Source organism: Pantoea sp. GbtcB22 (genome assembly GCF_019091025.1).
Classification (GTDB): Bacteria; Pseudomonadota; Gammaproteobacteria; order Enterobacterales; family Enterobacteriaceae; genus Pantoea; species Pantoea leporis.
On sequence record NZ_JAGXKB010000003.1, the window covers coordinates 461,976 to 475,460 of the forward strand.

General features: G+C 56.6%; 14 protein-coding genes. 2 read left to right on the forward strand and 12 right to left on the reverse strand.

The features are described 5' to 3' along the window. Nucleotides 1-193: 193 nt before the first annotated feature. From purC to dapA, 3 genes are all read right to left on the reverse strand, one after another. Nucleotides 194-907: a phosphoribosylaminoimidazolesuccinocarboxamide synthase gene (gene purC, locus KVT28_RS13710; RefSeq protein ID WP_007884822.1), complete on the reverse strand. Its 714-nt coding sequence runs from the start codon at nt 905-907 to the stop codon at nt 194-196. A 144-nt stretch (nt 908-1,051) separates the two neighbouring features. Then, nucleotides 1,052-2,080 (reverse strand): outer membrane protein assembly factor BamC, encoded by a 1,029-nt coding sequence (bamC, locus tag KVT28_RS13715; protein WP_101763526.1) that lies wholly within the window; start codon nt 2,078-2,080, stop codon nt 1,052-1,054. A gap of 14 nt (nt 2,081-2,094) precedes the next feature. Next, nucleotides 2,095-2,973 carry a 4-hydroxy-tetrahydrodipicolinate synthase gene (dapA, locus tag KVT28_RS13720; protein ID WP_101763525.1) on the reverse strand — a complete coding sequence of 293 codons (879 nt, stop codon included), beginning with the start codon at nt 2,971-2,973 and terminating at the stop codon, nt 2,095-2,097. A gap of 143 nt (nt 2,974-3,116) precedes the next feature. Here dapA and KVT28_RS13725 point away from each other — a divergent pair, with 143 nt between their 5' ends. Both KVT28_RS13725 and bcp read left to right on the forward strand, forming a co-directional pair. Then, entirely contained in the window at nt 3,117-3,683 is a 567-nt protein-coding gene (locus tag KVT28_RS13725; RefSeq protein WP_217548954.1) for a glycine cleavage system transcriptional repressor, read from the forward strand. Between the two features lie 140 nt (nt 3,684-3,823). After that, entirely contained in the window at nt 3,824-4,291 is a 468-nt protein-coding gene (bcp, locus tag KVT28_RS13730) for a thioredoxin-dependent thiol peroxidase (protein ID WP_101763523.1), read from the forward strand. 32 nt (nt 4,292-4,323) lie between these two features. Here bcp and KVT28_RS13735 read toward each other — a convergent pair whose 3' ends face one another. From KVT28_RS13735 to KVT28_RS13775, 9 genes are all read right to left on the reverse strand, one after another. Beyond that, a complete protein-coding gene (locus KVT28_RS13735) occupies nt 4,324-5,916 on the reverse strand; it encodes a sensor domain-containing diguanylate cyclase (protein WP_101763522.1) in 1,593 nt (530 codons plus the stop codon). A 165-nt stretch (nt 5,917-6,081) separates the two neighbouring features. Continuing rightward, a complete protein-coding gene (locus KVT28_RS13740) occupies nt 6,082-6,912 on the reverse strand; it encodes a phosphodiesterase (RefSeq protein WP_101763521.1) in 831 nt (276 codons plus the stop codon). Between the two features lie 58 nt (nt 6,913-6,970). Beyond that, a complete protein-coding gene (locus KVT28_RS13745) occupies nt 6,971-7,954 on the reverse strand; it encodes an ABC transporter ATP-binding protein (protein WP_192233045.1) in 984 nt (327 codons plus the stop codon). Then, nucleotides 7,951-8,763, reverse strand: coding sequence for an ABC transporter permease (locus KVT28_RS13750; protein ID WP_217548956.1), 813 nt, complete (start codon nt 8,761-8,763; stop codon nt 7,951-7,953). The genes KVT28_RS13745 and KVT28_RS13750 overlap by 4 nt, the downstream gene beginning before the upstream one ends. Beyond that, nucleotides 8,760-9,623, reverse strand: coding sequence for an ABC transporter permease (locus tag KVT28_RS13755; RefSeq protein ID WP_217548959.1), 864 nt, complete (start codon nt 9,621-9,623; stop codon nt 8,760-8,762). Before KVT28_RS13755 ends, KVT28_RS13750 begins: the two co-directional genes overlap by 4 nt. Next, nucleotides 9,623-10,636: an ABC transporter substrate-binding protein gene (locus KVT28_RS13760; protein ID WP_217548961.1), complete on the reverse strand. Its 1,014-nt coding sequence runs from the start codon at nt 10,634-10,636 to the stop codon at nt 9,623-9,625. The genes KVT28_RS13755 and KVT28_RS13760 overlap by 1 nt, the downstream gene beginning before the upstream one ends. Next, the gene (locus KVT28_RS13765) at nt 10,633-11,658 is read right to left on the reverse strand and encodes a substrate-binding domain-containing protein (RefSeq protein WP_101763516.1); all 1,026 of its coding nucleotides are present in this window, start codon (nt 11,656-11,658) and stop codon (nt 10,633-10,635) included. Before KVT28_RS13765 ends, KVT28_RS13760 begins: the two co-directional genes overlap by 4 nt. A gap of 126 nt (nt 11,659-11,784) precedes the next feature. After that, nucleotides 11,785-12,393, reverse strand: coding sequence for a DsrE family protein (locus tag KVT28_RS13770; protein WP_101763515.1), 609 nt, complete (start codon nt 12,391-12,393; stop codon nt 11,785-11,787). Nucleotides 12,394-12,416: 23 nt separating this feature from the next. Continuing rightward, the gene (locus KVT28_RS13775) at nt 12,417-13,022 is read right to left on the reverse strand and encodes a DsrE family protein (RefSeq protein WP_101763514.1); all 606 of its coding nucleotides are present in this window, start codon (nt 13,020-13,022) and stop codon (nt 12,417-12,419) included. Nucleotides 13,023-13,485 lie beyond the last annotated feature (463 nt).

The window sequence follows — 13,485 nt, forward strand, 5'->3', positions numbered from 1 at the left end:
TTTGGCATGATTTTAGTTGGCGGCAGCGGTAAGCACCAGTGTTGTAGTGACAGCACGGTAAGAATGAGAGAAACGGTGTGATAAAGGAGGAAGGAATTTGTAGGGGCGCGATTTATCGCGCAATGTCTGGAAGGTGCACCGACCGTAAAAGAGCGCGATAAATCGCGCCGCTACGGGCCGGTGCAAACAGGACTTAATCCAGCTTCACACCCAAACGCTGTGCAACTTCTTCGTACGCTTCAACCAGGCCGCCAAGGCTCTGACGGAAACGGTCTTTGTCCATTTTATCCATGGTGTTTTTGTCCCACAGACGCGCGCCATCTGGCGAGAACTCATCACCCAGCACCACTTCGCCGTTGAACAGACCAAACTCCAGCTTGAAGTCGACCAGGATCAAACCTGCGTCATCAAACAGTTTACTCAGCACATCATTGGCTTTGAAGGTCAGCTCTTGCATGCGTGCCAGATTCGCTTTGCTCACCCAGCCGAAGGTTTCGCAATAGGATTCGTTGACCATCGGGTCGTGTTTGGCGTCATCTTTCAGGAAGAGATCAAACAGCGGTGGATTGAGCACAATGCCCTCTTCCACACCCAGACGTTTTACCAGCGATCCTGCCGCTCGGTTGCGCACCACGCACTCCACCGGCACCATCTCCAGCTTTTTCACCAGCGCTTCGTTATCTGACAGCAGCGCTTCCATCTGGGTCGGAATGCCCGCTTCCTGCAATTTGGTCATGATGAAATGGTTAAACTTGTTGTTTACCATTCCTTTGCGATCAAACTGCTCGATTCGTGCACCGTCTCCTGCTGACGTATCGTTGCGGAATTCAAGTACCAGCAGATCCGGATTATCGGTGCTGTATACGGTTTTCGCTTTACCGCGATACAACTCAGCTCGCTTTTGCATCTTGTTAACTCCAAACATGAAAGAACCCGTGTTCAGCGGTGTTTCACCGCGCGCCGATTGCGTGACGCAATCGTTTACTTCGCCGGGCGCTATTATGCCAAATCCAAAACAAAAAGGCCGGAGAATCTCCGGCCCTTTGGCAATTTATTTCAGCGCGCCTTGAATCACCTGCACCAGCGCGTCGTTCTGCGCCTGGGTTAGCACGTGACCTTTCGGATCGATGAACTGCAGACTGCTGCGGTTATCCAGATCGCCAACCTGCAACTTGTAATCGCCGTTTGGCAGTTCTGGATCTTTGGCGCCAATCTGATCCCACACGCCGCTGCCCGGCTGTTTGTAGGTCACTTTCAGGCTGCCCTGCGAACGGTTGTCATCCGTGATTTCCATGCCCACGCGTTTCAGCGCCGCTGGCAAACGCTGCCAGGTGACGTTAAACGGTGCGCGCAGAATCAACAGCGGTAAACCGGTGTCGTCCGCGCCGCTCTGCACATCAATCTGTCCGGTGGCACGGTTGGCCGCCGCATCCTGGCTGGCAGAATCGACTTTATCCAGACCGGTGCTGATGTCGTTCAACATCTGGCCGGTATAGCGTTGAATCTGTGCCGGAGAAGTAACGGCTTGACCAGACTGCTGCAGTTCCAGCAAACGTACGGTCAGCACTTGCTGATAGCTCTGATTCTGCACGCTGATCTGATAGCGACCGCGATACTGGTTATCTTCGTCAGCACGGTTCCACTGCACCCAATCGGTGGTCAGCTGTTGCGAAGCGTCATCACGCTGGGCAATCGGGAACTTGTAAGACTGAATCACACCCACAACCTGCGACCAGATAGAACCGCGACTGCTTTCCACGGCCAGCACGCCCGTATTACCGGTGAACTGCGCACGCGTGCCGTTCAGCAGCGCCAGCGGCTGGGCTGGCGGACGAATATCCAGCTCTTTGCCAACCGCGCCTTTCGCCACGCTGTGCGGAACATCGTAATCGCCATTCTGCAACGGCAGAATCATGCCCGCTGGGGCTTTTAAATCATGCAGCTCAGGCGCCTGCAGGTAAGATTCATCCCCGCTGACCTGGCGCTTATAACGCTGATCGTTGGAACACGCTGTGAGCAGCATCAGGGTGGAAAGGCCCACTACCGTTGCCAGCGTCGAGCGCTTAACTGAATAACTCATTGATTCTCCCTAAATTATCGCAGACCCGCTTTAATCAACGCTTGCGCCGTTTTCGTCTGACCAGCTTCGGTCAGTGGCGTCATTGGCAAGCGCAGCGTGTCATCCGCGATTAATCCTAGCTGTTTTGCTGCCCATTTCACCGGGATTGGATTGGGTTCACAGAAAAGCGTCTGGTGCAGGTGCATCAGACGCTGATTCAGGCGACGCGCTTCGGCGAATTTGCCCTGTTGCGCTAAGGCACAGAGTTCAACCATTTCACGCGCTGCAATGTTAGCCGTGACCGAAATTACGCCTTTGCCGCCCAGTTGCATGGAGTCCAGCGCCGTAGCGTCATCGCCGCTGACGATGATGAACTCATCATTAACCAGCTCTTGGATCTGTGAGACACGCGATAAGTTCCCGGTGGCCTCTTTGATTCCGATAATATTTTTAATTTCGGCCAGACGCGCAACGGTTTCCGGCAGCATGTCGCAACCGGTACGCGAAGGAACGTTATACAGCATCTGCGGCAGATCGGTACTTTCCGCAATAGCTTTAAAGTGCTGGAACAGACCTTCCTGCGTCGGACGGTTGTAATAAGGCGTGACCGTTAAACAGCCCACCACACCGCTGCCGGTAAAGCGTTTGGTCAGAGAGATGCCTTCAGCCGTGGCATTTGCGCCGGTGCCGGCTATAACCGGAATACGGCCATCCGCCAGTTCCAGGGTTTGCATAACCACATCACCGTGCTCGTCATGGCTGAGCGTGGCTGATTCGCCGGTGGTGCCAACAGAAACAATCGCCGCGGTGCCGCTGGCAACATGATAATCAATCAGTTTTTTCAAACTTTCGCGGCAGACATTACCTTTTTCATTCATTGGCGTAATGAGCGCAACAATACTTCCGGTGAACATGGGCTATCCCCTCGACAAACAAGTGCCTCATGTTACGTTTTACATTGAAAGAAAAGCAAGCGAGCCACGCCATTCCCGCGCTTGTCAGCAGTTTTTTTTATGTTTACCTTATAGTTATTAGCGAACGTACAGGAAATGCCATTTTGTCGCAGTCACAGCCTCACCATCTGGTGATCACCGCACTGGGCGTTGATCGTCCGGGTATCGTCAATACCATCACCCGTCACGTCAGCAGCTGCGGCTGCAATATCGAGGACAGCCGTTTAGCAATGCTGGGCGATGAGTTCACTTTTATCATGCTGCTGTCCGGTAGCTGGAACGCGATCACCCTGATTGAATCGACGCTGCCGATGAAAGGTGCCGAGCTGGAGTTGCTGATTGTAATGAAGCGCACCAATGCGCGCGCCACGCCACCGATGCCCGCCACCGTGTGGGTGCAGATTGAAGTGCCGGATTCACCGCATATCATTGAGCGCTTCACCGATCTGTTCGATAAACATCAGATGAATATTGCCGAACTGGTGTCCAGAATTAAACCGGCGCAGGATGACGTGGCACCGACGCTCTATATTCAAATAACGGCGCACAGCCCGGCCAATCAGTTCAGTGCGCCCATCGAGCAGGCTTTCAATCAGCTGTGCGAAGAACTGCATGCACAAGGCTCAATTCGTCTTTATAGTGTCACCGACGATGCTAACAGCACCGTTTAATCAGGCTCCGGGTTATTTCGCCACACACTCTGCCGCTGCGGCAAACCGTGTGGTGAAATAACCCTGACGGTAAACACCACCTGGCACTTTTGCTCTTGATGGTGTATTACCCACAGCATGTAAAAAAATGGAGAGTTGTGATGAATCCACTGAAAGCCGGTGATACCGCACCGAAATTTAGTTTGCCCGATCAGGACGGCGAACAAGTAAATTTGGCCGACTTCCAGGGACAGCGCGTTCTGGTCTATTTCTATCCGAAAGCCATGACGCCGGGTTGCACCGTGCAGGCTTGCGGTCTGCGCGACAACATGGATGAGTTGAAAACTGAAGGCGTTGTTGTGCTGGGTATCAGCACCGACAAAGCGGAGAAGCTGTCACGCTTTGCCGATAAAGAGCTGCTGAACTTCACGCTGTTATCGGATGAAGATCATCAGGTGTGCGAGCAGTTTGGCGTCTGGGGCGAGAAAACCTTTATGGGCAAAACCTATGACGGCATTCACCGCATCAGCTTCCTGATTGATGCCAACGGCAAAGTTGAGAAAGTGTTCGACGATTTCAAAACCTCCAATCACCACGACATCGTGCTGGATTATCTGAAGTCAGCCTGAGATAAACGGGTGCGCAGGCCGCACCCGGAGCGTTAATGCGTAATGCTGCTGACCAACGCATCCTGACCGGAGATCATCACGCAGTTGCGTCCGGCATTTTTCGCCTGATAAAGCGCGGCATCGGCCTGCTTGAGGCTCTGCTCCTGCGAACCACTTTCCGGCTGCCAGTCGGCAATGCCCACCGACAGCGTGACATTGCCAACCTGATCAATCCAGTTTTCTGCAATGCTGATGCGCACGCGCTCGGCCAGAATGCGTGCGTCTTCCACCGACGTCGCAGGCAGCAACATCAGGAACTCTTCCCCGCCGTTACGGCACACCACATCGGTTTGACGGGCGCTGCTGCGTAAGGTTCGCGCCACATGTTTAATCACCTCATCGCCGACGTCATGACCGAAGGTATCGTTGACCCGTTTGAAGTGATCGATATCCAGCGCCAGCACCGAGAACGGTTGGCGCATGGTGGCGAAGTAGTCGAGCACCGCGCTCAGGCCTCGACGGTTAAGCAGATTGGTCATGGGATCGCTCTGCACTTCCGATTTCAGGCGACCAATCTTATCCTGCACTAAACCAATACCGGTGAGCAGCGCGCGTTTGACCTGCGCCGCTTCGAAATACCAGGCGCGAATGCCGCCAATCTCGTTCGACACGCCCTGGGAATCCATCTGGCTGGCTTTGCGCGCCAGTTGCCACAGCGGCAGCGCAATCAGACGCGCCAGAATCACCGCCACCAGCAAGGTCAGCAGCGCAAATGGCACGGAGTTTTTCAACACTTTCAGCAGCAAGCCGGTGAGCGGCGCCAGCGTCACATCGGTGGGTTTCAACGCCACCACCATCCAGCCGGTGGTGGGCACGATGGCGTAACCGGCCAGCTTAGGCACGTTCTCTTCCGTCAGTTGCACTTCACCGTTGGTTTTCTCCTCGCGTTGGCGATCGCTAACGATGCCCGGCACGCTTTTACCAATCAGCTGGGTATTCTGGTGGTACAGCACCTGATTATTGCGATCCAGCACGTAAACATGCGTGCCATCGCGATAGAACTGCTCGCCGAGCAGCGCGTTGAGGATGCTTTTCTTCTTCAGATAGATGGTGCCGCCGACGTAGCCAAGGTAACGTCCGTCTTTGCTCCAGATCGGCCAGGAGACAAATACAATCAAATTATTGGCGGCGGAGATGCTGGGTTTGCTGACCATCGGCTGACGCTGCGCCAGCGCTTCACGCGAAGCCTGGCTGGTGAGCTGCATGCCTTTCAGCATCAGCGATTCGGGTGAAATGGCTTTCACGATGCCGTTGCTGTCCACCACCGCCACCGAGTTGAAGCTATTAGTTTGCTCACGCAGGCGATTGACTTCCTGCTGCGCTAAATCGGCATCATCAAAATCATTGCCCAGCTGCGTCGCGCTGTAGTGCAGCTGCGACTGAGCCAGCTGAAAGAAGACCTCCGTCGTCGCCGCCAGTTTAGTGGCGTAAGCGCGATTGGCTTCGAGGGTGCTTTCGATCAGGACCATACGTTGCACGCGCCAGGTGGCGTACAGCGTGTTGGCAAGTGTGATGACGATGCTGGTGATCGCCAACAGCGCGATCAGCGTGCGCAGGTCAGTTTTTGGCCGCAGGCGCGTTAGCATAGCGCACCGACCTTAGTGAATAGATTCATCGATATGTGTGCCTGACAGTCTTGTTATAGTTGGATGCACTTGCCCTGGTGAGCTAACGGGCGATTGTACACCCACAACGCAAATTGAGCACGAAGCATCCTGTCAGCCTCACACAATTCTTTCTCTGCGCTGGCGCTAATCGATCAAACCGTTGGCATCGTAAAACGGCCACGGACCGGGATAATCGCCGATAGCACACAAATGCGTGCTCATGCCCTGCTGCGCATGCCAGCGATGCAGCAGAAAACCGGGCGGCTCCAGCACAAAATTCGCCGGTGCATTTTCCGCGAGATCAAACGCCACCTGATGCGATACGCCCGGCGCCACGCACGCCAGCGTACCGGCAAAACGCGCCTGCACCGAGCGGTGCAGATGACCGCTCAGCACGCGTTCCACCTGTGGATGGCGCTGGATAATCGCCGCCAGCGCCGCCGGATTGCGCAGCGGCTGGTTATCCATATGTTCGATGCCGCAAAGAAACGGCGGATGATGCAGCATCACCAGCGTCGGCAACTGCGGCTGGCGCTGCAACTGCTCATCAAGCCAGTGCAGCTGCGCTTCATCCACATAGCCCCACGGCTGCTGCGGCACGCTGGAATCGAGCGCCAGCAGCTGCACGCCTTTCACCTGCATCTGCCAGTTCAGGGTTGCTCCGTGCTGCAGATAGTGATGATCCGGAAACGCCGCACGCAGCGCCTGGCGATCGTCGTGGTTGCCCGCCATCAGCAGAAACGGCAGCTGCAGCTGACGCAGCGCCTGCTTTAACGTTTGATACTCTGCCGCGGTGCCGAAATCGACCAGATCGCCGGTCATCACCACCATGTCGGGGCGCGGCGCAAGGCGGTTTAGCGTCTCAATCACCCGCAGTAGCGCGGCTTGAGTGTCGACTTTTTTGTAGGATAAACGGCCGTTGGCCTTGATGTGTAAATCGCTGATTTGCGCGATGAGCGTCATTGCTTCAGACACGAATTTTTTCCTTTGGATGTTTAAGCGCGGCGGTCGCCATTTATGGCAATCGGGCCAATTAAGAAAACTGCAGCGCGGCGTCCTGCGCCAACGTCCAGCTCACCGCTTGTCCGGCATGCCAGGCTTCACGCGCGTGGCGATCCACCTGAATGGGCGTCGCCAGCCCGATGTCGATCATCAACCGCTGCGACGCGCCCAGAAAGGTGCTGGCAACAATAAAACCCTGGCGCGGATAACGCTCATCGCTGGCCAGCAGCACATCTTCCGGGCGGCAAAAGCGCTGCGGATGGCCGCGCGTATCCACATCTACGCAGTTAATCGCACCCACAAAATCGGCGACAAATTTTGACGCCGGATGCTGATAAATTTTCTGCGGCGTATCGATCTGCACCAAACGTCCCTGCTCCATCACCGCAATACGGTCGCCGAGCGCCATCGCTTCCTGCTGATCGTGCGTCACGTAAACGGCGGTGATCGCCAGCTTCTTCAGTAGCGCGCCGATCTCCAGACGCAGACGATCGCGCAGGCGCGCATCCAGCGCCGCCAGCGGCTCATCAAACAGCAGCACTTTGGGCTGCGCGGCTAACGCGCGCGCCAGCGCCACACGCTGCTTCTGGCCGCCGGAGAGTTTGTCGATGCTACGCTGCGCCAGCGCGGTGAGATCCACCAGCGCCAGCATCTCCTGTACGCGCGCTTCCCGTTCGGCACGCGCCACGCCCTGCACTTTCAGGCCGTACGCTACGTTCCCGGCCACATTGAGATTCGGGAACAGCGCGTAGTTCTGGAACACCATGCCGACGTTGCGTTTTTCAATCGGTAAAGCGGTAACGTTGCGATCGTCAAACCACACTTCGCCGCCGACATCGCAGCTCTCCAGCCCGCTGATAATGCGCAGCGTGGTGGTTTTGCCGCAGCCGGACGGCCCCAGCAGCACCAGCGTTTCGCCGGCATGCACTGTGAGATCGAGCGGTTGCAGCGCCTGATGATGATTAAAATGACGTGCGCAGCCGCGCAGCGTCACGGTAACGGCCGCAGGGTTCATGCTGCCTCCTTGTGTTGGCGCGAAACCGCGCGGTTAAGCCAGTGATTCACGGCATTGAGCATCAGCAGCAGCGGCAGAATCATCAGAATGAAAATCAGCGTGTAGGCGGAACCCACTTCCAGCCGCATTGAGGCATAGCTGTCGGCAAGGCCAACCGGCAAGGTTTTGGTCAGTGGCGTGTGCAGCATCCATGTAATGTTGAATTCACCCACCGACAGCGTGATCATCATAAACGCGCCAGCAAGAATGCCGTTGCGGCAGTTCGGCACCACCACGGTAAAGAAGCGCTGCCACAAGCTGGCGCCGAGGCTGGCCGAGGCTTCTTCCAGGCGCGGCATATCCACCGCCTGCATCACCGCCAGCACCGGCCGCATCATAAACGGCAAGGTAAATAGCACGTGACCAATCAGGATGAACAGCCAGCTATCACGCAAGCCGGAAAACTGGCCGTAGAGCAGAATGATGCCAAGCGCGGTTGCCAGACCGGGCAGCGCCACCGGCAGCATCAAGCACTCTTCAATACGCGCCGCCCAGCGGCCCGGCGCTTTCAGCAATCCCCACGCAGCGGGAACGCCAATCACCAAGGTAACCAGCAGGCAGAACAGCGCGATCAGCAGCGACAGCCAGAAAGTATCGGCGTACATCTGCCACACTTGCTCCACCCACTTCAGCGTGAAGCCGCTGCGCAGGCCGATGAAATAGTTATTGGTGACGCCCGCCAGCATTGACAGCACCACCGGCACGATCATAAACAGCGCGGTGATGGCGGTGATCAGCAGTTGCAGGCTAAACAGTCCACGACGTTTCATGATTGCGCCTCCTTAGCCTGCGCCAGACGGCGCGCCAGCATCAGTGCCAGCCAGGCGAATCCGCCCATCAACACTGACAGCGCGGCGGCGGTGGCGAAGTTGGCGTAATTGGTGAACTCGCCGTAAATGGTCAGTGGTAGCACCGCCAAATCGGTGCCGAGCGTAAAGGCGGTGCCAAAAGCGCCCATGCTGGTAGCGAAGCACAGCGCGCCGGTAGAGAGCAGCGCCGGTTGCAGGCCGGGCACAATCACGTCCCAAGTGATGCGCCACTGGCTGGCACCGAGCGAACGCGCCGCCTCTTCCAGCGAGCGATCGAGTTTTTCACTGTCAGCTACCAGCGTGACGATGGCGCGCGGCAGCGAGAAATAGAGGTAACCGATAAACAGACCCGCCAGCGAATAGGCCAGCGTCCAGCGTTCATGCAGCAAACTCATGCTGATTTGCGCCAGCAATCCCTGACGTCCAGCCAGCATCACCACCAGAAAACCCACCACCACGCCGGGAAACGCCAGCGGAAAGGTCAGCAACGCCAGCAAGGTGCCGCGCCCGGCAAAGCGCTGGCGTGCCAGAAAGCAGCCGACGATAGCGGCGATGAGTAACGTCACCAGCGTCACCGCCAGCGACAGCAGCACGGTGTTCAGCAGGCTCAGCAGATAGTGCGGTTGCGTGATCACCGTCCAGTAACCGCTGTGCTGGGTGCTGCGATCGTTCTGCATGCCGATTTGCAGCAGGCGGGCAAACGGCAGCAGCCAGAAAGCGCAGAAGAACAGCAGCGCGGGCAGCGTCAGCCACAACCAGCGGCTGCCCGGTTGCGTGGGTGTCTGGCGGCGCGAGGCCGCCAGCGTGTCAGCCATCGACATTAACGCATCTCGCTCAGGTATTTCGCCGAGAAGGCCTTCTGTGCATCGGCCATCTGCTGATAGTTTACGGTTTGCGCACGCGCATAATCGCTGTCTGGCAGGAAGAATTTCTTAGCGTCAGCGGACATCGCCGAGGTGCGTACCGGACGCAGGAAGGCATTGGCCCAAATCGCCTGACCTTTATCCGACAACACGTAGTCGATCACTTTCTTGCCGTTGTCTGCGTGCGGCGCGTTCTTCACCAGGCTGATGACGTACGGCACCGTAACCGTGCCCTCTTTCGGGATCACAAAGGCGACATTGGCGTGATCTTTATATTTGGCGCGGTAGGCGTTGAAGTCGTAGTCGAGCAGGATCGGAATCTCACCGGAGATCAGGCGCGCGTAGGCGGTCTGCTTCGGTACGATCGGCTGGTTAGCCTGGAGTTTTTTGAACCATGTCAGCGCGGGTGTGAAGTCCTGCATGTTGCCGCCCTTCGCCTGGTTGACCGCCACGGCCGCCACGTAACCGACAAAGGCGCTAGCCGGATCGAGGTAGCCGATCATGCCTTTGTATTCAGGCTTCAGCAGATCGTCCCAGGATTGCGGCACCGGCGCGCCGCCCAGCGCATCAAGGTTAACCATAAAGCCCATGGTGCCGGAGTGCAGCGCCACCCATTTGCCGTCGGGATCTTTCATTCCGGCTGGGAGCTCGTCCCAATGCGCGGGCTTATAGGCGCTGATGACACCGGCGCTATCCGCCTGGATGCCAAAACTGACGCCGTAATACACCACATCTGCCACCGGATTACCCTGCTCCGCCACCAGCTGCGCCAGCGCCTGGCCGGAGTTTTTATTGTCCTGCGGTACCTGAATGCCAGTGTCTTTAGCAATGGCGTTAAGCTGGGTTCCCCAGTCCGCCCATTCGGGAGGACAGTTGTAGCAAATCGCCGTATCGGCGGCCTGCGCCAGCGAACTGAACAGCGAACCGGCGGACAGTGCGAGCGCCCCGGCAATCATTGTGACTTTTTTCATGATGGTTCCCTGATATTGGCAATGGAAGAAAAAGAGGTTGCTGGCGCGGCGATACTGGCGCCGAGCCTTAATCGATGTGGCAGCACGCGCGTGCCGCGGCTGGCTTGTTGTAACAGCATGTCGATCGCACCGGCGCCGAGCATGTCAGCTGGCTGGCTTACGCTCGCCAGCGACGGCGCGATGTGCTCGCCGATATCGATGCCATCAAAACCCATCACCGACAGCTGCTGCGGAATGCGCACTCCGGCGCGCGCCGCCGCACCAATCAGGCTGATGGCGAGCAGATCGTTGGTGCAGATCACCGCGCTGAGCGGCGTGTCGCCACTCAGCTGCGGCTGCAGCAGCGCGAAATCAGATTGGGTATGGCTGGGCATTTCGAGTACCGGCAGCGCACGCAATCCGGCCTGCTGCATGGCATCGCAATAGCCCTGATAGCGCAGACGGGCGCGATCCGATTGCAGCATGGGACCGGCCACCATACCGATGTGGCGATGGCCGAGCTGCAGCAGGTGTTCGGTGGCTTGCTGCATCGCCTGGCGGTTATCGACGCAAATCGCGGGCCAGTGCGTGGCTTGCGGCACGTTATGCGTCAGGACAAACGGCATGCTGGCTTGATGCAGCGTATGCAGGATGGCGCTGTTGTCGGCGTCGGCGACGGTAAGAACCAAACCGGCAACGCGCTGGTTCAGCATGTGCTCCACCATCGCCGCTTCCCGCTCGGGCTGATAATCGCTGGTTGCCACCAGCAGACCGTAACCGGCGGCACGCGCCTGACGCTCCATCGCTTGCAGTTGACGGGCGAAAATCGGATTCAGCAGCGACGGCAGCAGCACGCCGAAGGTGGTTGAACTTTGGGTACGCAGTTGGCGAGCAATGTGATTGGGGCGAAAGCCGAGCTGCTCAGAGGCGCTCAACACCTTTTCCAGCGTGTCAGCTCGCAGCAGATGCGGATCAGAGAATGCGCGGGCGGCGGTAGCGCGAGAAACGCCAGCCAGTTTGGCCACGCTGATTAAATCGGACATGTTCGCCTCGTAAAGTGCCAATGAGATCGATCTCATTGGCGCTTAAAGTAGCGGCGAACTGTGACAGCAACATCGCGGATAAATGACAGCGGGATGACAGCAGCGCGAACTGCTGTCAGGCAGAAATCAGAGCATCAGGAAGGCGTAACCTTCGTTCTGCAGCGACGCCACGGTGGTGCCGCTCGACAGCGTGTGAGTGACGCGCGTGTCGATCCAGTTGCGCTCCAGCTGATGGAAAGCCACCGACTGATCGCAAATGGTCACCTTCACGCCGGCTTTTTTCAGCTCATCAATCAGCTTGAGATTGGGATTATCGGTGCCGTAGGTTTTACGGAACTGCTCATTATTCAACGCCGCAGGAACCGCATCGCTGTTAATCGACACCACAAATTTCAGCTGATCGAGCGGTACGCCCGCCGCGTAATAGAGATTGGTGACGCGTGCCACGCGCTCCAGCCCAAGGTTCGGCTGACGCACATCGCCTTCATTACGGTTGATCTGGAAAACGATTTTATTGCTCAACCCTGGCGTGGTGGCCGGATTGTAGTCCGGCACATTCACAAAGTGGATTTTGCCGTAACCTTCGATCGCCGGCGTGCTCCAGAAATCCGCCGGTTCACTTTTCTTGTCAGCAAATTTGTCGCTGACCTTGTCGACCAAATCGGGGAGCTGTAATACATTGCCGCCGACAAACCCTGCCAGAGCCGCAATAACGATATAGGATGCTGGACGCATTTCACTTCTCCTGTGCCTGAAATTTACATCTGTAAGAGTGCATAACCCTGATTTTCCAGCGTCGACACGGTAGTCGGGCTGGAGAGTGCATGAATCACCGATGGGTCAATCCACTCTCTCGGGAAGTGATGGAACGCCACCGACTGATCGCATACGGAAACCTTCACGCCCAACTTATTCAGTGCGCCGATCAGCGCCAGATTGGGGTTGTCCGCCTGGTAGAACTGCTGGAAATGCGCGTTATCCAGCATCGCTGGCGTGGCATCACCGGTGACCGATACCACAAAGTGCAGGTCGTCAGCGGGCACGCCCGAAGCGATATAGAGATTGACCACGCGCGCTACGCGCTCCAGTCCAAGATTTGGGCGCGTCATCTCCCCTTCACTGCGGGTAATTTGAAACACCACTTTGTTGCTTAAACCGACCACCGGTTTGAAAGCCGCATCCGGTTCGTAATGGATTTTGCCGTAGCCGTCGACGGCGGGCGTGCTCCAGAAGCCGTCGGGATCGGCGGGTGCAGAGGAGAAATGGCTGACAACACGCTGATACAGGTCATCACCTTTACTCACGGTGGCGCCAACAAAGCCCCCGACAATTGCGATAAGGGCGTATGAAACTACAGAACGCATAAAAACTCTCCGGCTTACACTGCGCGTCAATTCACAGTCCGTTTGAATAAAGTGCCTTATCTATACCACAGCGTGAGCAAGGCAAAAGTCCTGTAGTGACGGGCTGTCCGACGTTTTCATTGCGTGAAAAATAATTAGCAAGGTTAATTGAAAAAGGGTTTCGATTGTCGCTTTGGCAGGAGTTGAGAAATGCGTGGCCGTGAAATTGTGATCCTAATACAGAGGGGATAAGTTTACGTGCGTTTAAAATCCGTCCGATGATAACTGTGTAGCATGCTCTGCGCGTCGTCTTCACGATTAAAAACACTGATGGATAAAGCGGGCCAACACCGCTGATTTGCCGCCGCTTTTCAGAGTAAACCTGGAAAAGTTCATGCCAAATTCAATAATTTTGAGCAACTTTACGTAACTTTAACTTTTACGAGTGAAGAAGCCTGTTTAAATCGCGGCGTGCTATTCAATT

What these genes read in the sequence shown, in the direction of transcription:
- purC (WP_007884822.1), bottom strand. Translation starts at nt 907, where the DNA reads ATGCAAAAGCGAGCTGAGTTGTATCGCGGTAAAGCGAAAACCGTATAC.
- bamC (WP_101763526.1), bottom strand. Translation starts at nt 2,080, where the DNA reads ATGAGTTATTCAGTTAAGCGCTCGACGCTGGCAACGGTAGTGGGCCTT.
- dapA (WP_101763525.1), bottom strand. Translation starts at nt 2,973, where the DNA reads ATGTTCACCGGAAGTATTGTTGCGCTCATTACGCCAATGAATGAAAAA.
- bcp (WP_101763523.1), top strand. Translation starts at nt 3,824, where the DNA reads ATGAATCCACTGAAAGCCGGTGATACCGCACCGAAATTTAGTTTGCCC.
- KVT28_RS13735 (WP_101763522.1), bottom strand. Translation starts at nt 5,916, where the DNA reads ATGCTAACGCGCCTGCGGCCAAAAACTGACCTGCGCACGCTGATCGCG.
- KVT28_RS13745 (WP_192233045.1), bottom strand. Translation starts at nt 7,954, where the DNA reads ATGAACCCTGCGGCCGTTACCGTGACGCTGCGCGGCTGCGCACGTCAT.
- KVT28_RS13750 (WP_217548956.1), bottom strand. Translation starts at nt 8,763, where the DNA reads ATGAAACGTCGTGGACTGTTTAGCCTGCAACTGCTGATCACCGCCATC.
- KVT28_RS13755 (WP_217548959.1), bottom strand. Translation starts at nt 9,623, where the DNA reads ATGTCGATGGCTGACACGCTGGCGGCCTCGCGCCGCCAGACACCCACG.
- KVT28_RS13760 (WP_217548961.1), bottom strand. Translation starts at nt 10,636, where the DNA reads ATGAAAAAAGTCACAATGATTGCCGGGGCGCTCGCACTGTCCGCCGGT.
- KVT28_RS13765 (WP_101763516.1), bottom strand. Translation starts at nt 11,658, where the DNA reads ATGTCCGATTTAATCAGCGTGGCCAAACTGGCTGGCGTTTCTCGCGCT.
- KVT28_RS13770 (WP_101763515.1), bottom strand. Translation starts at nt 12,393, where the DNA reads ATGCGTCCAGCATCCTATATCGTTATTGCGGCTCTGGCAGGGTTTGTC.
- KVT28_RS13775 (WP_101763514.1), bottom strand. Translation starts at nt 13,022, where the DNA reads ATGCGTTCTGTAGTTTCATACGCCCTTATCGCAATTGTCGGGGGCTTT.